17 protein-coding genes are annotated in these 17,751 nt (G+C 65.5%); 15 read left to right on the top strand and 2 right to left on the bottom strand.

The features are described from left to right. Window positions 1-25: 25 nt before the first annotated feature. The 10 genes from U9J33_RS22815 to U9J33_RS22770 all read left to right on the top strand — a co-directional run bounded on the left by U9J33_RS22815 (window position 26) and on the right by U9J33_RS22770 (window position 8,374). Window positions 26-685: a TetR/AcrR family transcriptional regulator gene (locus U9J33_RS22815; RefSeq protein WP_054437360.1), complete on the top strand. Its 660-nt coding sequence runs from the start codon at window positions 26-28 to the stop codon at window positions 683-685. 167 nt (window positions 686-852) lie between these two features. After that, a complete protein-coding gene (locus U9J33_RS22810; RefSeq protein ID WP_324699258.1) occupies window positions 853-1,311 on the top strand; it encodes a cytochrome c in 459 nt (152 codons plus the stop codon). Window position 1,312: 1 nt separating this feature from the next. Then, the gene (locus U9J33_RS22805) at window positions 1,313-2,143 is read left to right on the top strand and encodes a hypothetical protein (protein ID WP_324699257.1); all 831 of its coding nucleotides are present in this window, start codon (window positions 1,313-1,315) and stop codon (window positions 2,141-2,143) included. Continuing rightward, entirely contained in the window at window positions 2,140-3,336 is a 1,197-nt protein-coding gene (locus U9J33_RS22800) for a hypothetical protein (RefSeq protein WP_324699256.1), read from the top strand. The genes U9J33_RS22805 and U9J33_RS22800 overlap by 4 nt, the downstream gene beginning before the upstream one ends. Beyond that, a complete protein-coding gene (locus U9J33_RS22795) occupies window positions 3,333-5,024 on the top strand; it encodes a DUF1588 domain-containing protein (RefSeq protein ID WP_324699254.1) in 1,692 nt (563 codons plus the stop codon). Before U9J33_RS22800 ends, U9J33_RS22795 begins: the two co-directional genes overlap by 4 nt. 15 nt (window positions 5,025-5,039) lie before the next feature. After that, window positions 5,040-6,380: a DUF1552 domain-containing protein gene (locus U9J33_RS22790; protein ID WP_324699253.1), complete on the top strand. Its 1,341-nt coding sequence runs from the start codon at window positions 5,040-5,042 to the stop codon at window positions 6,378-6,380. Further along, window positions 6,377-6,868 carry a VOC family protein gene (locus U9J33_RS22785; RefSeq protein ID WP_324699252.1) on the top strand — a complete coding sequence of 164 codons (492 nt, stop codon included), beginning with the start codon at window positions 6,377-6,379 and terminating at the stop codon, window positions 6,866-6,868. Before U9J33_RS22790 ends, U9J33_RS22785 begins: the two co-directional genes overlap by 4 nt. Further along, window positions 6,865-7,188 carry a high-potential iron-sulfur protein gene (locus U9J33_RS22780; RefSeq protein ID WP_324699251.1) on the top strand — a complete coding sequence of 108 codons (324 nt, stop codon included), beginning with the start codon at window positions 6,865-6,867 and terminating at the stop codon, window positions 7,186-7,188. The genes U9J33_RS22785 and U9J33_RS22780 overlap by 4 nt, the downstream gene beginning before the upstream one ends. Next, the gene (locus U9J33_RS22775) at window positions 7,185-7,844 is read left to right on the top strand and encodes a cytochrome b/b6 domain-containing protein (protein WP_324699250.1); all 660 of its coding nucleotides are present in this window, start codon (window positions 7,185-7,187) and stop codon (window positions 7,842-7,844) included. Before U9J33_RS22780 ends, U9J33_RS22775 begins: the two co-directional genes overlap by 4 nt. Beyond that, window positions 7,841-8,374, top strand: coding sequence for a MarR family winged helix-turn-helix transcriptional regulator (locus U9J33_RS22770; protein WP_185999318.1), 534 nt, complete (start codon window positions 7,841-7,843; stop codon window positions 8,372-8,374). Before U9J33_RS22775 ends, U9J33_RS22770 begins: the two co-directional genes overlap by 4 nt. A gap of 61 nt (window positions 8,375-8,435) precedes the next feature. Here U9J33_RS22770 and U9J33_RS22765 read toward each other — a convergent pair whose 3' ends face one another. Next, the gene (locus U9J33_RS22765; RefSeq protein ID WP_324699249.1) at window positions 8,436-10,856 is read right to left on the bottom strand and encodes a TonB-dependent receptor; all 2,421 of its coding nucleotides are present in this window, start codon (window positions 10,854-10,856) and stop codon (window positions 8,436-8,438) included. Between the two features lie 611 nt (window positions 10,857-11,467). Between U9J33_RS22765 and U9J33_RS22760 the strand changes: the two genes are divergently transcribed. From U9J33_RS22760 to U9J33_RS22745, 4 genes are all read left to right on the top strand, one after another. After that, window positions 11,468-12,166 carry a DUF969 domain-containing protein gene (locus U9J33_RS22760; RefSeq protein ID WP_324699248.1) on the top strand — a complete coding sequence of 233 codons (699 nt, stop codon included), beginning with the start codon at window positions 11,468-11,470 and terminating at the stop codon, window positions 12,164-12,166. After that, window positions 12,163-13,119 (top strand): DUF979 domain-containing protein, encoded by a 957-nt coding sequence (locus tag U9J33_RS22755; protein ID WP_185999316.1) that lies wholly within the window; start codon window positions 12,163-12,165, stop codon window positions 13,117-13,119. The genes U9J33_RS22760 and U9J33_RS22755 overlap by 4 nt, the downstream gene beginning before the upstream one ends. Beyond that, entirely contained in the window at window positions 13,116-14,135 is a 1,020-nt protein-coding gene (locus U9J33_RS22750; protein WP_324699247.1) for a DUF2891 domain-containing protein, read from the top strand. The genes U9J33_RS22755 and U9J33_RS22750 overlap by 4 nt, the downstream gene beginning before the upstream one ends. Before the next feature lie 119 nt (window positions 14,136-14,254). Beyond that, window positions 14,255-16,402: a PKD domain-containing protein gene (locus U9J33_RS22745; RefSeq protein ID WP_324699246.1), complete on the top strand. Its 2,148-nt coding sequence runs from the start codon at window positions 14,255-14,257 to the stop codon at window positions 16,400-16,402. 3 nt (window positions 16,403-16,405) lie between these two features. On the opposite strand, the gene U9J33_RS22740 is transcribed toward U9J33_RS22745, so the two are convergent. Then, window positions 16,406-17,239, bottom strand: coding sequence for a p-hydroxycinnamoyl CoA hydratase/lyase (locus U9J33_RS22740; RefSeq protein WP_324699245.1), 834 nt, complete (start codon window positions 17,237-17,239; stop codon window positions 16,406-16,408). Between the two features lie 86 nt (window positions 17,240-17,325). On the opposite strand from U9J33_RS22740, the gene U9J33_RS22735 reads away from it, so the two are divergent. Continuing rightward, the gene (locus U9J33_RS22735; RefSeq protein WP_243692702.1) at window positions 17,326-17,736 is read left to right on the top strand and encodes a MarR family winged helix-turn-helix transcriptional regulator; all 411 of its coding nucleotides are present in this window, start codon (window positions 17,326-17,328) and stop codon (window positions 17,734-17,736) included. Window positions 17,737-17,751: the final 15 nt, after the last annotated feature.

Below are 17,751 nucleotides of genomic sequence, written 5' to 3'. Positions count from 1 at the left end.
ATAAAAGAACCCAGGCCCGGAAAAAATGTCTTCCACTGCCGCTGCGAGCGCTAAAGATTCAAAGGCCCGCCCTACGGGCCGAGGCAGGCCCTCGCGCCAACAGTCCGCCGCGATCACCGATGCGATCATCCAGACCGCAACCGCGCTCTTCCTCAAGGAGGGCTTTGACGGCACCTCGATGGAAGCGGTGGCCCATGCCACGCAGATCCCCAAGACCACGCTTTACAAGCGTTACCCCGACAAGCTGGCGCTTCTGAACGCCGTGCTCGTCGCGCGGGTGGCGTCCTGGTCCGAAGTGACCTCGCGCGACAATGCACGTCTCGGCAACGATCTGCGCCAGCGTCTCATCCAGCACACCTCGACGATGCTGCTCTGGACCACCAAACCCGAAGTGCGCGCCTTCAGGCGGCTGGCGCTGAATGCCTTCGGCAGATCCGAAGGATCGATCACAGATTTCTTCGGATATACCGAAATGGTGGCTTATCTGGTCGCGGAGATCCGCGTCTACGGTCCGCCTTCGGGGATCGAGGCCAAGGCCCCGGAACGCATCGCGCAGGCCATAATGGCGATGGTAATCGGCTGGGTGAACACCCGCGCCGCCACCGGCCCGGTCACCGCGGCGGATGCCCGCGCGCAGGCACAGTTCATCATCGACGTGCTGATCGACGGGCACGCCCGCTGGTAAGGCCGATCGCCCGCTGCCCGTAGACCTGCACCGTTTAAGCCTCCTCCGAACGGCGCATTTCCGCCATTTTCGAACCATGGGCAAAAACTACGCAAAGTCGCGATTGACTAGTTCAAATTTTGAATCAATATTCTCTCCATAACAGAAAACAGTTGGGAGAAACTCCGATGAACGCCCTATGGCGCATTGGCGCGGTGGCTTTGGCGACAGCGGCGGTTGCCACGCCGCTGCTGGCTGCACCGGCCGACACGGTCCGCTCGCGCATCGCAGGTTACCGGGAACTCGGCGCGGCGTTCAAGGCAGTGAACGACGGCCTGCGAGGCGGCGAAGTGCAGACCGTGCTGATCGCCCAATCCGCTCGGGAAATCCGCAATGCCTCTCGCGGCCAGTACGAATGGTTTCCGGCCGGGAGCGGGCCGCAATCGGGCGCCAAAACCCGCGCCAAGGGCGAGATCTGGGCTCAGCCCGCCAAATTCAGGACCGCGCAGGACGCTTTCGCCAAGGCTGCCGACGATTTCCAGCGCGCGGTCGCCGGGAAGGACGTCGCGGCAATACGCACGGGCGCACAGAAACTTGGAGCTACGTGCAAGGGCTGCCATGACAGCTTCCGCGCGCCGGAGAGCTGAGATGGCGCCTCGCATCGCCTGCGGGCTCGCGATCGCGCTGCTTGCATTCGGCGCGGCGCCGACAGTTCATGCCCAGCCCGCCGACCTTCCGATTGCTCCCGCGGACGGTACGCCCTTGCCCAAGGGGGTGCGGGTTAATAAGTCAGCGGACGGCAGTGTCTATGCAGATGCCCGCGGCCATACGCTTTATGGAATGGACATGCGCACCGTCCTGCGCTGGGCACCCGATCCCGCCCGCTTCTGCGCGCAGGACTGCACGCGCGAATGGGCACCCCTGCTCGCGCCGCGGGGAACCAAGCCGAACATCCGCTATCCGATGGGTTTCGAAAAAGCGGCAGAAATGCCCCCCGCCGAGGATCAGATCACCGATCCCCGCAAGGCGCCCGACTGGACAGTGATCGAGGGCGCCGCAGGTCCGCAATGGGTCTACAAGGGGTGGCATCTCGTCTTCACCCGGCGCGCGGCAGGCGGCAGCGCGCCGCCGCCGGACGACATGACGTGGAACACGCTCAAGTTCGTGCCGGCCCCACCGCGCATCGCCGCGCCGGGCCTTGTCGCCACCGCCTACTTCGGCGGCGCCTATGCCCTTACGGACCGGGACGGCCACGTCCTGTTCACCGGGCACTGCGCCGCGCCCTGCGCATGGCGCCCGCTTCCTGCGCCAATGGCCAGCGGCGGCTTGGGCGACTGGAAGGTCAGCCTTTCCGGCGACCGCGCGGAATGGACGTTCAAGGGTCAGCAGGTTTTCGTGAGCGAGGAATCCGATCCGCATGCCATCCCGCGCGGGGGCCGGATTCTGAGGCCGCAGACCAGCAGCGGAGAGAACCGATGAAACATGCGACGTCAAGGCGCGCACCGCTCCTCTGTACCGCAGCGCTGGCCTCCATCGCCGCGATCGGCATCGCCGCAGCCAGCATGTTGCAAGGCCCGGCCCTGGCGGAGGCTGTGCCGGCAAACCTGCCAGCTCCCCCACCGGGCGGCGTAATGGGCTTCGTGGTGCAGGACTTCGTTCCGCCGGTGATCCAGGGCAGTGACGCCTGCCCGAGCGGGGTGAGCCCCAAGATCCGGGAAGCCTATCTGGAATCGCTCCCGCCCGAGGAACATGCCCGGCTGGAACGCAAGGAAAACGAGCCGGAGTTGACCAGGCGCTGGCAGGCAACGGTGTTCGGCCCCGGCGGCACCAACATCTGTTCGCAACCGGACCAGTTCGACCGCCCGCTGCTACGCACCGTGCAAAGCATCCATGCCGGCGGCGTGGATCTGGACAATGACGCGCCCGGAGAAAGCTGCGCGCACGAGGAGTTCACTGCTCCCGACGGGCGAACCGGCATCGACAACCAGGAATACCGCGTCATGGGCTGCACCCTCGAATGGCGCGGGAAGGACGGCATCGGCGGCGATCAGCTTACCGGAATGCGTCAGTTCCATGCCTCCGGCGAATGGACGCAGGTGATCCTCCTGCGCGGTGTCGACAGTCTGGAGCATGACGAGGACGTGGAAGTGATCTACGCCAACACGTCGGACCGTCCCCAGCTCGACAATCGCGGCAATTTCCTGCCCGGCTACAGCTTCACCGTTTCCGACAAGGCGCCCCGGCACCGCAACGTCCTGCGCGGCCGCATAGAGAACGGGGTGCTGACCACCGAACCGCGCGACATCAGGCTGGCCCAGACCTGGGGCCAGGGCGGCGCCCGCGATATTCGCGGCGCCCGCACCGTTTACGATTTCCGCCATGCCAAGCTTCGCCTGGTCTTCCAGCCCGACGGGTCGCTGCGCGGGCTGGTCGGCGGATACCGGCCGGTGTTCGACGTGATCCAGAGCCCTGCGATCGGGGGTGCCGGCGCAGCGCTCGCCGCCGGCATCGATTGCGCGGGAACGCTCAAGACCCTCCGCAAATATGCCGACGGCATTCGCGATCCGAAGACGGGCAAGTGCTCCGGCGTCTCCAGCGCCATGGACCTGCGCGCCGTACCCGCCTTCGTGAACGACGTGCCATCCCCTGCTGCCGGGAGCCATGCCCTGTGACCCTCTTTCGCATAGCGCCGCTGGCGATCGCCGCGGCCACCCTTGCCGGTGTGGTCTCGCTGGCAGGCACGGCATCGACATCCGTGCCTGCCATGGCCGAAGCGAATGCCGCCCAGACCCTGTTGCAGGGCCCTCAGGTCGTTGGCATGCGCAGGCTGACCGAGGCCCAGTACCGCAATACGATCGCGGACATCTTCGGCAGCGACATCCGCGTTGCCGGCCGGTTCGAACCGATCGTCAGGCCTGCGCACCAGTTGATTGCCAGCGGCGCGCGCAGCGCGGCGATCACGCCTGCCGGGCTAGAACAGATGGACGGCATGGCGCGCGATATCGCCCGGCAGGTCTTCGAAGAGGCACACCGCGCCCAGTTCATGTCCTGCACGCCCGCCGATCCGGCCGCGGCCGATCCCGAATGCGCGCGCCGCATTCTCGCGCCGATCGGGCGCCTGCTGTTCCGGCGCCCGCTGACCGTGCAGGAAGAGGCGCTCTACGTGAAGATCGCCGGAGAAGGCGCTGCGCCTACGCGCTCCTTCACCAAGGGCCTTGAACTTGCGCTCGGATCGATGCTGGTCTCGCCGTGGTTCCTCTATGTGGTGGAGACGGCGGAGCCCGACCCGGACCATGCTGGCGGAATGCGGCTCGACAACGCCTCGCGCGCCGCGCGCCTCAGTTTCATGTTGTGGAACTCCAGCCCCAACGCCGCTTTGCTCGACGATGCGGCGGGCGGGCGGCTGACCGATCAGGCCCAGCTTGAAAAGGTGGTGACGGCGATGGTCGCCTCGCCCCGCTTCGAACAGGGGCTTCGGGCCTTCTTTTCCGACATGCTGCTGTTCGAGAAGTTCGACGAACTCGCCAAGGACCCGGTGATCTACCCCTATTTCAACCAGGACGTCCTTCAGGCGCTTCCCGAACAGATGCTGCGCACGATCACCACCCAGCTTCTCGATGGCGACGGCGATTACCGGGAACTGTTCACCACCCGAAAGACATGGATGAACCGACCGCTGGGCGCGCTCTACCAGGTGCCGGTGAGCAAGTCGCAAGGCTGGGTTCCCTATGAATTCTCGGCCGGTTCGGACCGTTCGGGCCTGCTCGGACTGGCCGGATTCCTCGCCATGTACTCGCACTCCGGCCGCAGTTCTCCGACCTTGCGCGGCCGGGCGATACGCGAGTTGCTGCTCTGCCAGCCGGTGCCGAACCCGCCGGGCAACGTGAACTTCACCGCCGTGCAGGACGTGACCAACAAGGCCATGCCCACTGCCCGCATCCGCCTTGATGCCCACACCACCGACCCCGTATGCGCAGGTTGCCACAAGATCACCGATCCGATCGGCCTGCCGCTGGAGAGGTTCGACGGCATCGGCGCCTTCCGCACCCGCGAGAATGACGCGGCGATCGATGTCGGCGGCTCGTTCGACGAGGCCAGCTTTTCCGGTGCCGACGGCCTGGGCAAGGCCATCGCGGCCAGCCAGGACGCGACGATGTGCGTCACCTCGCGGGCGCTCGAATATGCAACCGGCCGCCCCAGCGAGGATGGCGCGCTCGTCGAAACGCTGGAAAGCCGCTTCGCGGCGGACGGCTACCGCCTGCGCAAGCTGATCGAACGGGTCGCGACGATGCCGCAGGCCTATGAAATTCCGGGCGATCCACTGAAATCCGAGGCCACTCACGTGGCGACAAGACGCTAGCGAGAGGACCAACCCATGGCATTCGACCTGTCTCGGCGCACCGCGCTCAAGGGCATCATGAACGGCGCGGCGATCACCGTGGGCGTTCCCCTGCTCGATATCTTCCTGAACGGCAACGGCGAGGCGCTTGCCGCCACCGGCGCGCCGCTTCCGGTCCGTTTCGGCACCTGGTTCTGGGGGCTCGGCGTCAATCCCACCCGCTGGTTCCCCGACAACGCCGGTCCGGGATACGACCTGAAGCCGGAGCTGGAGATCATCAAGCCCTACGCGCACAAGATCAATATCCTGGGAAATTTCAACGTCATGCTCGATGGCGCACCGAACCTTCCCCACACCTCCGGAGGCCCGGCGATCCGCACCGGGCGCGCGCTCACCGCGGAAGGTGGCCTGCCGGGCGAAAGTTTCGACGTGACCATCGGCGACAGGATCGGCACGCGAACCCGCTTCCGCAGCCTGGAAACCTCCGCATCTGGCGACCCGCGCAATTCGCTCAGCGGGCGCGGCGGCGGCAACCTGAACCCTTCGGAAGGCTCGGCAGCCGGGCTCTATCGCCGTCTTTTCGGCACCGGCTTCAAGGACCCCAACGGCGCGACTTTCACGCCCGATCCGGAAGTCATGGCCCGCCGCAGCGTGCTTTCGGCCGTCAGCGAACAGCGCCAGTCGCTCGAAAGCGCAGTGGGCGCCGCCGACAGGCAGAAGCTGGACCAATATTTCACGTCCGTCCGGCAGTTGGAGAACCAGCTTGAAGTGGAGCTGAAGAAGCCTGAACCGCTACAGGCGTGCCTTGTCCCCAAGCCGGTCGAGGATCGCCCGGTCAATGCCGAGATCGAGAACGTCGTCACCAACCACGCGCTGATGACGGACCTGCTGGTCATGGCGCTCGCCTGCGACCAGACCCGCGTATTCAACATGATGTTCAACAACGGCGCCTCCTCGCTGACCCGAATCGGCAGCACGATCACGCATCACCAGCTCACCCATGAAGAAGCGCTCGACAACCGGCTGGGCTACCAGCCCGAGGCCACTTACTTCCTGAGCCGGATCTTCGAGGCCTGGACCTATTTCGTTGCCGCGCTCGACAAGGTGCAGGAGGGGCCGCGCACCCTGCTCGACAACACATTGGTCTTCGCCCATTCCGAAACCGAGTTCGCCAAGTTCCACACCATCGACAATATCCCGATGATGACCGCGGGCAGCGGCGGCGGTCGTATCAGTACGGGGATCTACGTCGACGGGCTCGGCTCTCCGGTCAGCCGCGTCGGCCTCACGCTCCAGCAGGTCATGGGGGTGCCCGTGGACAAGTGGGGGGCGAAGAGCATGGAGACCGGCAAGTCGATCGGCGAGATCGTCGCATGAAGGGCGCGTCGATCATGCTGGCGGCCTCGGTCCTGCTCGCCGCTCAGGCCGCACAGGCGGGCGAGCCTGCCGCCCTTCCCCCCGCGCGGCTGGTGGGCACGGTCCTCAACGCAGTGGCGATCGAACGCGAACTGGCGTTCTACGAGAACGCATTCGGGCTCAAGGTCGGCATGACGCTCGATCACGGCACCCGGCGCGAATACATGCTGCGGTTCTCGGCGGACCCGGGCGAAGCCGGGCTCATCATCGTGCATGACACCGCGCCGGAAGCGCCCGCACGGCTTGCACATGGGAACGCCTTCGATCGCATCGTGCTGCGGGTGAGCGACATGGATGCGCTGGTCCGCCGGCTCGACGCCTCCGGCACCGCGCACCAGCCTGTGCGCGCGGCTGCGCAGGGCTACCGGGTGCTACTGCTCCAAGACCCGGAAGGCTATCCGCTCGAAGTCATCCAGAGCAGCGCCGCCGCACGGGAGCCCGGCCAATGACCCCCTCGCGCAGACAGTTCCTCGGACGAGCGCTGACTTTCGCTTCGCTCGCCGCCGCAGGTTTGGTCGCATCGGGAGGAGCGCTGGCCCAGCCGCCGGCCGGTTCCTGCTACGATCCCGCCGCCCTGCCCTTCAGCCAGAAGAGCCGGCGCCGCGCGCTGGGCTATCTCGATGCATCGGCCGACCCTGCCCGGCGCTGCGGAAGCTGCGCCTTCTTCACGGCCGCCGCGCCGGGGTGCGGAACCTGCCAGATGCTGTCGGGCGGCCCTGTCAACGCAGGCGCCGTCTGCAACTCCTTCGCACCGAAGGCCGCGAAGTGAGCGCCCGCCCCGGCGTCCGGGTCTGGGACCTGCCCACCCGCCTGTTCCACTGGCTGCTCGCCGCGCTTTTCGCGTTCTCCTGGTGGAGCGCGGAAAACCGCGAGATGCAGTGGCATTTTCTGTCCGGGATCACATTGCTGGGGCTGCTCGGCTTTCGCCTGATCTGGGGTTTCGTGGGCGCCAGCACCGCACGTTTCGCAGGATTGCTCCGTTCCCCGCTGCGCATCGCGGAATACCTGCGCGGCCGGCACGCGAAGGAACCGGGCCACAACCCGCTCGGCGGCTACAGCGTCATCGCGCTGCTGCTCCTGCTGGGCACGCAAGTGGGCAGCGGGCTCTTCGCCACCGATGTGGACGGGCTTGAATCCGGCCCGCTGTCCTTCCTCGTCAGCTTCGACCAAGGCCGCATGGCGGCGGGAATCCACGCCATGAGCTTCAACGTGCTGCTTGCCCTCATCGCGCTGCACCTGATCGCGATCGTGTTCTACCTCGTCTTCCGCCGGCGCAATCTCGTAGGGCCGATGGTGACCGGCCGGGACCGGTCTCTTGACCGGGAAACCACGCCGATGCAGCCCGCGTCCCCCACGGCCTTTGTCATTGCCGCCGCTCTTGCTACCTTGCTCGCCTGGTCGGCCAGCAAGGGTTTCGGTTTGTGACGAGTACGACACGGGAAGAACTGCTCAGGCGGGCATTCTCGAAGCAGGAAGCGGATGATGCCGCAGAAGGCGATCTGCCCAGCGGGATCGAATGGGTGGATATCGCCCCGGTCATCGAGGGGCTCGTCTTTGCAGGACGCCCTATCGGAGCAGCCACCCAGAGCGTCACGGCACGGTACGACCTTGGCCCCCGCGGATGCTATATCCTCAGCGCCATTTCACGCGGCATCACTTATCCGCTCGACCTCGCCTCGTTGCTGAGGGTCGGCCGCAGCCTGGTGACGGCCGAACTGAACCGCCTCACCGCAGCCGGGCTCATCGAAGCCGTGCCGGGCAAGGACGATCGCCGCCGCAGCGAACTCAGCCTGACACCCGAAGGAGACCGCGCCTGCGTGGAAGTCCGCTCGGAACTGCACCGCCTCATCAGGGGCAATCTCTCCGGGTACACGGTCGAACATGTGCGGCTTTTCGCCCGGATGCTGGCCGACGTGTGCCGGACCGAACCGCCCGATCCCGGTAAGGATAGATAAAAAAGCGGGGCGGATGGTTGCCCATCCACCCCAGTCGGAGGGACGCGTTCCTTTCCGCGCCTTATCTTGAACCGAATGCGTAGCGCACGTTGATGCCGAATTCCCGCGGCGGGGTCATCGTCACGCCCGTGTAGGTGCTGGTATAGGTTTCCGCCGTCGGCCCGGTGAAGATCGGTCCGTTCGGCCCCATTCCGCCGAAGCCGAGCTGCCGGTAGCTGGTGCTGAGCGGCGTGGTCCGGCTCAGGGCCTTTTCCGTCTCGAACAGGTTCTTGGCGTAGAACGAAACCTCCCAGGCGCCGTTCGGATCGCGGATACCGGCATAGAGGTTGACCAGCGCATAGGCGCTCACATCGTCGTAGATATTGGTCGGATCGGTCTGCGACTTGCCATTGTAGGAGACCAGCCCGCGCAGATAGCCATCCACCCGGTCGGATACCGGCACGCGGTACTCGCTCTGGAGCGTGGCGGAGAACGGCGACTGGAACGCCGAACGCTGCGTGACCTGGCAGGCCGCAAGGTTGTCAGCCCCGACGGCGGCCTGCAATTCGCCCACCGTCGGCGCCGACGTCACGACATCGGGAACCCCGTCGCCGTTGAGGTCGTTGCAGGCGATCGTGCCGTCCTTGACCTTGCCGAGCGAGTAGCTGGCCACAAGGCCGAGGTTCCACCGATCCGAGATATCGAAGGAAAGATCGCCCTCGACACCGTTGACCTCGACCGGGACCGCGCCAACGAAGTTGAACTGCGCCACTTCCTGATGCGTGCCGATGACCTGACCCGAAGAATCGCGATCGGCGACGCGGTTGAGATAGTAGACCCCGCTGCCGGGCACGCGGTAGGGGAAGTTCTTGAACTTCTGGTGATAGCCGGAGACGTTGAAGCGCATCCGCCCATCGAGGAAGGTGCTCTTCAAGCCGATTTCATAGGACTTGGAGGTTTCCGCCGGAAGGTTGAGGAAGCTCTTCTCCAGCGCCGAAGGCGTGATGTTGAAGTCCCCCACGACATTGAGGCCCGGGCGCCACGAACTGCCGGTGCTGGCATAGAGCATCAGGTCGCGCGTGAAGTTGTGCTTCACCGATGCCGAATAGATCCACTTCTTGGCGGACTGCCCCTCGTCGGCGATCGTCTGGCCGCCCACGATAAGCTGGTTGTTCGACGTATAGTCGATATGGCGGACGCCGCCCGAAACTTCGGTCGCTTCGCCGAGATGGACCGTCAGGTTGCCGAAGAGCGACTGCTCGTGCGAGGTGCCCGTGCGCGAGATAGGGGTCTGCGCCACGGTGGCCAGCCCGCCGCCGAAGATCAGCGGAAGCCGGACGGGAGTAGGCCGCAGAAGATCGGTCGGCGGATCGTTCTTCGCGTCGAAGAAGCCCACCACATAGTCAAGCATGCCGAACAGGCGCGTCTCGTTCTGCAGGCGAACTTCGTGCGAGGTCGACTTGGTGCGGGAATCCGTCAACTGGCGAACATCGCCGCCGGGGAACAGGTTCGCCGGGTCCTGGGTGGTGCGGGACAGGACGTGCTGCGTGTAATGCTGCCCCTGGTAGATCAGCACCTGGCCCCACTGGCTCGCCTCTCCGCGCCAGTTGTAGACGTTGTAGACCTGATGGTTGGTGCGCGGGATCGTCTGGTTGGACAGGCGGTCCTTGGTCGAGATGAAGACCGGGCTGGGATCGGCGTCGGGATTGGCCTCGCTGAAGGACGCGACCTGATCCCAGGCCACGGCGTTGCGCTCCATGTGCTGGTAGACGCCTTCGAACTTCAGCCAGTCGGTCGGCTGGATGATGCCGCTGACGCGCCCGGCCCGGGTCCGTTCGAACGGATCGCGGCCGCCCGCGACGGGACGAACGCGATCGCCCTCGTTTTCGTCCCAGACACCCGCGACGCGAATGGCGGCGATGCCCTCGATCACCGGGACGTTGAACGCGCCCTTGAAGTTGAGCGTGCCGATCGTGTTGGCGGTCATGTCCACGGCGCCGCCGAAGGCGAACAGGTCAGGCTTGCGCGTGGTGACGGTGATCGAGCCGGAAGGCGAGGCGCGGCCGCGCAGCGTGCCCTGCGGACCGCGCAGGACTTCGATCTGGCCGATATCGAACATCTGCTGCAGCACCACGCCCGCCGTGATCGGCGCGTCGTTCATGTAGAATTCGACCGTGGAATTGAAGCCGCTGGCGTTGATGTCGAAGTTGACGCCGCGCAGCTTGGCGCTGCCGCCCACGCCGTTCGTCTCGGTCGCCAGCTGGAGGCCGGGAACCAGCGTCTGGACTTCCTTGAAATCGCGGATGTTCAGCTTGGCGACATCCTCGGAAGTGACGGTGTCCACCACCGCCGGAACGTCCTGCACGTCTTCGTCGCGGCGGCGTGCCTGGACGATGATGATGTTCGCGTTGTCGACGACCGTTTCGGCCTGCTGCGCGAACGCCGGCACCGATACGGAACCGGCGGCGGCCGAACAAAGCAGCATATATGCAGTGGTCTTCAAATCATCCTCCCATTTTGTTCAATTATTTTCTTTATTCCAGATGACATGCTGCCCCGCTCCGGGGACATCAGTAGAATCCGAGAACCTTTCCGCGCAGTGCATGATAAAATGCACAAGATCTGCCGCCCGCTGAACGCTTTCGTTCAACGCCAAGATACGCAGACCTTCGAAGTTTCGATTAGCCGGTTGCCCTCTTCATCCCATCATCTCCCTCACGGCCTCGATATTTTCGAGTGCCTTTGTTCGACGATATCACCGAAGCGAGATAAAGCAACGAAACGTCGCGCTAAGTTCCTGACCCATTACGGAACAATAGGATCGGAAATCCGCCATCCCGCGCAAGAATCCAACACGAAGAACGCTGCTGGATCAAAGTTTTACATCGCAGGTCAAGGGACATGTCATCGCCGATCATCTCCGCCCCCAGGAGGCAACCACGCAGGAAATCGCCGTGCCGATGTATCCTCCATCCCCGGACACGCAGAGAAATTTTCCTTGACCACCGGCCAGTTGGGGCAGCCCGCCGTACTTCGGCCGCCATCAACAAATTGACATTCCAGCCGAAAGGCAGCTTCTACGATCGCACTCGAAAACGTGGGATCTGATGAAAAATGCCGCAGTGGCAGATCGACTACTGGCCGCTTGCCGGCATTCTCGTCGTGGTGATCGGCTTCGCCATGCGGTTCAACCCGCTGCTCGTGGTGGCCGTGGCGGCGATCCTCACCGGACTGCTCGGCGGGATGGACCTCGTCGCGGTGGTTTCGCTGCTGGGCAAGGGCTTCAACGACAATCGCTTCGTCACCGTGGTCTACGTCGTGCTGCCGGTGATCGGCCTGCTCGAACGGTTCGGATTGCAGCAGCGCGCACGCGGCCTGATCGAATCCATGCGCGGGGCTACCGTGGGCCGGCTGCTGGTCGGATACCTCGCCTTCCGCCAGGGCCTTGCGGCGCTGGGCCTCGTTTCCGTGGCCGGACATCCGCAAACGGTTCGCCCGCTGCTGGCACCGATGGCCGAAGCCGCCGCGCGCAAGGAGAACCCCGACATTACCGATGACGATCTCGAAGAGGTCAAGGCCATGGCCGCGGCAACCGACAACGTCGGCGTGTTCTTCGGCGAGGATATCTTCATCGCCATCGGCTCGATCCTGCTGATCCAGGGCGTGCTGCGCGGCGAGGGCATCGAACTGGCGCCGATCCATCTCTCGCTCTGGGCGATCCCGACCGCGATCTGCGCCTTTGCGATCCACGCCCTTCGCATCCGCCTGTTCGCCCGCCGCCTGCGCCGCAAGGCCCGGAGCGCGGCGGCATGATCGGCATCGCAGAACTCTACTTCGTCGCCGGGCTCGTCTTCGCGGCCTTTGCCATCGCCAGCGCCTTCGATCAGGCCAATCCGAAGCGCTGGGGCAATGCCGCGTTCTGGGGGCTTGTCGCGGTGAGCTTCCTGTTCGGCGACCTGCTGGGAGACTTCGGCAACGGCATCCTCGTACTGCTGCTGGTCGCTCTCGCCGGATTTCGCTGCCTCGGCCACGGCCGCCCGCACACGACATCCGCCGGAGAACGCGAAGTCTGGTCGGCGAAGCTCGGCTCGAAACTGTTCCTTCCCGCGCTGGTGATCCCGGTGACCGCCTTCGCCGGAACGCTGCTGTTCAGCTACTCTCCGCTCGGCAAGACCGGGCTGATCGATCCGCGCTGGGTGACGCTGGTACTCCTCGTCGCGGGCGTCGCCATCGCTCTTGCAGCAACGATGATCTGGCTCAAGCCCCCGCTTTCCGCGCCGGTCGAGGAAGGCCGACGCCTGATGGACTCCATCGGCTGGGCCGCACTGCTGCCGCAGATGCTGGCAGCGCTTGGCGCGGTATTCACGGCTGCCGGTGTCGGCAGCGCGGTGGGCGCGATGAGCCTGGCGGTGCTGCCGGAAGGCAACGTCTTCCTCGCGGTGGTGATTTTCGCGCTGGGCATGGCGCTGTTCACCATCATCATGGGCAATGCCTTTGCCGCCTTCCCTGTCATGGCCAGCGCCATCGGCGTGCCGATCCTGATCCGCGCGCATGGCGGCGATCCCGCGGTGGTCGGCGCGGTCGGCATGCTGGCGGGATTCTGCGGCACGCTGCTGACCCCGATGGCGGCGAACTTCAACATGGTCCCCGCCGCCCTGCTCGAACTCAAGGACGAATACGGCGTGATCCGCCGTCAGGTCGGCACGGCCCTGCCCCTGCTCGTCTGCAACATCCTCATCCTCTACATCGCCGGATTCCTGCTATGATCCTCACGCCCGAAACCGCCTCGCGTTTCATGCGCATTGCCCTCGGCCATGTCGGCCGGGAATATCCGCACAAGCTCGACCACGTGATGAACACCGATGCCGACGTGCTGCCGCCCCGTGCGCTGCATCCCGCGTTCCACGGCAGTTTCGACTGGCACAGCTGCGTCCACGGCTGGTGGACGCTTCTCACCTTGCGGCGGCTTCACGCCGACCTTCCGGAAGCCGCCATGGTGCGCGAACGCGCGGACGAGACCTTTGCCGAGGACAAGCTCGCCGCCGAACTGGCCTATCTGGACCGGCCCAACGCCGGCGGGTTCGAGCGGCCCTATGGCTGGGGCTGGCTGCTCTATCTTCATCTCGAAGCCTCGCGCCACGCAGACAGGCCCTGGGCCGCGCGCCTCGAACCGCTGGCCCGCGCCTTTGCCGCCCGGCTGGGCCACTACCTCGGCATCCTGACATATCCGATCCGCACGGGCACGCACTTCAACAGCAGCTTCGCCCTGACGCTGGCACTGGAGTGGGCAGACGCCTTCGACGGCGAACTCGCGGCACAAATCCGCGCCAGGGCGGCGGCATGGTTCGGCAAGGACGAGGACTGCCAGGCGTGGGAGCCGGGCGGCGACGAATTCCTCTCCTCCGCGCTCAGCGAGGCGCTGCTCATGCGGCGGTCGCTCGGCGATGCCGCTTTTGCGGATTGGTTCGCCCTGTTCCTGCCCCACATCGCCGAGCGCCGCCCGGCCAGCCTCTTCAGCCCGGCTCATGTCAGCGATCGCAGCGACGGCAAGATTGCCCATCTCGACGGGCTGAACCTCAGCCGCGCCTGGGCCTGGCGCCAGCTTGCCCCGGCCATCGGCGGCGGGGAAGGCGGGGGAAATGCCCGCGCCATCGCCGTCGACGCCGCCGAGCGGCATCTCGAAGCGGCAATGGCCCATGTCGAGGGGGACTACATGGGTGAGCACTGGCTGGCGAGCTTCGCGCTTCTGGCCCTGCTCGCGGCGCCTGAACCAGCCGGCTGAACGGACAACCGGAAATCGGTGGGGCGATAGGCAGACGCCTGCATATCGCCATCGACCGTGCCACAACGCCTCCCGACCGCCCGGACCAGAGGCGGGTCTCATTTGGGAGCATGTGGACGGTGATCTTGCAGAAGAACGCGGCGAAATGGGCGGTGTCCGCCGTGGTGCTGGCAACGTTCCTGTCGGCTGCGGCGCCGGGATCGGCTGAAGCTCCCACCGTGGCGGCAGCCGCCGCCGGTCTTTCCGTGCAGGGGTACGGCGATGAGGACGCTCTCTTTGCCCGCCCCTTCATCGACCGGGACGAACCGCGCACCAACAACGGCACCGCCTATCGCTACGTCCATGGCGGGTTCGAGGGTACCGACACGCGCTTCTCGTTCTATTTCCCGGCGGCCAGGTCATGGCAGGGGCGTTTCTTCCAGTACATCACCCCCGTGCCCGACAGCGAGACCCTTTCCCAGGGTCTGACCGGCGAGGAAGACCGCATCGGCGCCGCCATGACGAGCGGGGCCTACTTCATCGAAACCAACGGCGGCGGCGCCAAGGCGGCAGACCCGATGGGCGGTGGTGACCTGACCATCGGCGCCTTCCGGGCGAATGCCGCCTCGGCCCGGTTCTCGCGCTTCGTGGCGGCGCAGGTCTACGGCGCGCGCAAGCAAATCTACGGCTATGCCTATGGCGGCAGCGGCGGAGCCTATCGCACGCTGGGCTCGCTGGAGAACACGCGGGGCGTGTGGGACGGCGCGGTGCCCTATGTGCTCGGCTCGCCGATGGCGATCCCCAACATGTTCACCGTGCGCCTCAAGGCCATGCGCGTCCTGGGCGAGAAGCTCGACGGCGTGGTCGATGCGCTCGATGCGGGCGGCAGCGGAGATCCCTATTCCGGGCTGGACGACGAGCAGAAGGCAGCCTTGCGCGAAGTAACCGCCATGGGGTTCCAGCCCAGGTCATGGTACGCATGGCGCACGATGGGACCGCATGCCTTCGCCCTGCTGTTCGGCGGCATCCGCATGGCAGATGCCTCCTATTTCACCGATTTCTGGACCAAGCCGGGCTACGAGGGGCACGACAGCCCCGAACTCTACAAGGCGGACCGGGTGCAACTCGCCACCCGCGTTGTCGAAGTCATCAGCGCGGACAAGGCGAAGACGCTCGACATCGACCCTGGCCATACGCCCGGCACCGCCAAGGGCACGGCGGATCTGGCATGGCAGGCCATGGGGCTCCATTCGGCGGGCGAGATGCCGGTCGCGGTGCGGCTGGCCGACAGTTCCACTTCGAAGGCCCTGCTGCTGTCCGATCTCGTTCTCGCTTCGGGCAAGAAGGTGGTTCTTTCCGACGTGCACGGCGATCTGGCCATGCTCGGCATCAACGACCCGCGCCTGCTCGCGACGATAAGGGCGGGCGACCCGGTGCGGCTGGACAACAGCGACATCCTCGCGGTGCAAAGCTATCACAGCCACCAGGTGCCGGACCTTGCGGAGTACCCGGTCTGGAAGCAGTTCACCGATGCACAGGGCAAGCCGCTCCACGCCCAGCGCCCGATGCTGCTCGGCCCGCTGTTCACGAAGAACGCCGCCGGCTCGGTGCCGTCCGGCAAGTTCGACGGCAAGGTGATACTGGTGGAGAACCTGTGGGACCGCGAAGCCCTGCCCTGGCAGGGGGACTGGTATCGCTCGCGCGTGAAGGCATACGCCGGCGCGGCAGCGGATGAACGCTTCCGCATCTGGTACACCGACCGCGCACTGCACGGGGACCAGACCCGTCAGGACGATCCCTCGCGGGTGGTGTCCTATATCGGCGTGCTGCAACAGGCCCTGCGCGATCTTGCCGCATGGGTCGAACAGGGCAAAGCCCCGCCCGCCTCCACCTCCTATCACATCGAGGACGGACAAGTGGTGACGCCCGCGTCCGCCGCGGCCCGCAAGGGCATCCAGCCCGTCATCACCCTTGCCGCGAACGGCGGGGCACTGGCCCGGATCAAGGCCGGCACTCCCGTCAGGCTCACTGCCACGATCGAAGTCCCGCCCGGCAGCGGATCGGTCGTCTCGGCAGAGTGGGACTTCGAGGGCGACGGCACATTCGAGGCTCCCGCCACGCTTCCCGCCGGCAACAAGGCGAAAGCCACCGTTTCGGCCACCCATGTCTACGACCGGGCCGGCACCTACTTCGCCGTGCTTCGCGCCGCGTCCCAGCGCGAAGGCGATCGCCAGACCGCCTTCGCGCGCATCCAGAACCTCGCCCGCGCCCGGATCGTCGTGGAGTGACGGTCAGCGCCTCTTGCTGACGTCGTAGGCGCCGAGGCCGGGCTTGAAGGACTTGTCGTCGATGAACTGCCGCGTCGCCTCCTTGCGCCCTTCGCCGTCGAAGTAGTTGGCGGCTTCCTGCGCACGGATCAGGTAATCCTCCGCGTTGTCGTAGCTCATTTCGCGCACGCGGCGGATCGCCCACTTGGTGGCACGCAGCGCCTCGGGGTTCTTGCCGAGCAGGACCTGCGCGATTTCGGTAACGCGGGCCTTGAGGCGGTCGGCGGGAACCGCTTCGTTGACGAGGCCCCATTCGGCCGCTTTCCTGCCGTCCACGTTCTCGCCCATCATGGCGTGATACATGGCGTTGCGGAAGCCGGTCAGTTCGGTGATGATCTTGCTGGCCCCGCCGCCGGGCAGGATGCCCCAGTTGATTTCCGAAAGGCCGAACTGCGCATCTTCCGCCGCCACCGCAAGGTCGCAGCCGAACAGCGGCCCATAGGCGCCGCCGAAGCACCAGCCGTTGACCATCGCCACGGTCGGCTTCTCATACCAGCGCAGGCGCTCCCACCAGCTGTAAGCCTCGCGCTGCGCCTCACGCGTGGCGCCAAGCCCCTTTTCCTCGTTCTCGCGGAAATATTCCTTGAGGTCCATTCCCGCAGACCAGGACGTGCCTTCGCCGGTAAGCACCAGCACGCCCACGTCATCCCGGAACTCCAGTTCCCTGAGAACCTCGCCCATGCGCCGGTTGAGCCTGGGGCTCATGCAATTGCGCTTTTCCGGCCGCGAGAAGGAGACCCATGCCACGCGGTTTTCGATAGTGTAGGAAACGGTATCGTGTTCACTGCGATCTTGCATGGCAATCCTCATCGGGTCATTGACGTGTTTGCTCTGTTTCATAACAAACAGATTGTTATCGTCAATAGCATTTGGAGAGACTTCCCTTGAATGACCTGCTCGCGACCTTCCCCGGTTATGCACTGCGCCGGGCGGCAAATGCGGTGATGGGTGAACTCGGCAACCTGCTGGAGCCGGAGAACCTGCGGGTCACCGAAGCGGCGGTGCTGGTGATGATTCAGGGACGTTCCGACCTGACCGCCAGCCAGATCGGCAAGGCGCTGGATATTCAGCGCGCCAATATGGTGCCCTTGCTCAACCGGCTCGAAAGTGCCGGGCTCATCCGCCGCCAGCCGATCGACGGCAAATCGCAGGCCGTCGTGCTCTCGGCCGAAGGGGAAGCGAAGATGACGGTCGTCGGCGCCCTGATCCAGCAGTTCGAGCAGGGACTGCTGGAAAGGGTTCCCCCAGAGCACCGGGATCACCTGCTCCCCGCACTCAATGCGATATGGAAATAGCGCTTCGCCGCAAAA

This window comes from Novosphingobium sp. RL4, assembly GCF_035658495.1.
Classification (GTDB): domain Bacteria; phylum Pseudomonadota; class Alphaproteobacteria; order Sphingomonadales; family Sphingomonadaceae; genus Novosphingobium.
This window is presented reverse-complemented; position numbering and strand designations above follow the sequence as displayed.

Bases quoted from the DNA above. Each gene is read 5' to 3' on its own strand.
- U9J33_RS22760 (WP_324699248.1), top strand. From the start codon at position 11,468: ATGCCGCAGTGGCAGATCGACTACTGGCCGCTTGCCGGCATTCTCGTC.
- U9J33_RS22790 (WP_324699253.1), top strand. From the start codon at position 5,040: ATGGCATTCGACCTGTCTCGGCGCACCGCGCTCAAGGGCATCATGAAC.
- U9J33_RS22740 (WP_324699245.1), bottom strand. From the start codon at position 17,239: ATGCAAGATCGCAGTGAACACGATACCGTTTCCTACACTATCGAAAAC.
- U9J33_RS22755 (WP_185999316.1), top strand. From the start codon at position 12,163: ATGATCGGCATCGCAGAACTCTACTTCGTCGCCGGGCTCGTCTTCGCG.
- U9J33_RS22785 (WP_324699252.1), top strand. From the start codon at position 6,377: ATGAAGGGCGCGTCGATCATGCTGGCGGCCTCGGTCCTGCTCGCCGCT.
- U9J33_RS22800 (WP_324699256.1), top strand. From the start codon at position 2,140: ATGAAACATGCGACGTCAAGGCGCGCACCGCTCCTCTGTACCGCAGCG.
- U9J33_RS22805 (WP_324699257.1), top strand. From the start codon at position 1,313: ATGGCGCCTCGCATCGCCTGCGGGCTCGCGATCGCGCTGCTTGCATTC.
- U9J33_RS22750 (WP_324699247.1), top strand. From the start codon at position 13,116: ATGATCCTCACGCCCGAAACCGCCTCGCGTTTCATGCGCATTGCCCTC.
- U9J33_RS22810 (WP_324699258.1), top strand. From the start codon at position 853: ATGAACGCCCTATGGCGCATTGGCGCGGTGGCTTTGGCGACAGCGGCG.
- U9J33_RS22780 (WP_324699251.1), top strand. From the start codon at position 6,865: ATGACCCCCTCGCGCAGACAGTTCCTCGGACGAGCGCTGACTTTCGCT.
- U9J33_RS22815 (WP_054437360.1), top strand. From the start codon at position 26: ATGTCTTCCACTGCCGCTGCGAGCGCTAAAGATTCAAAGGCCCGCCCT.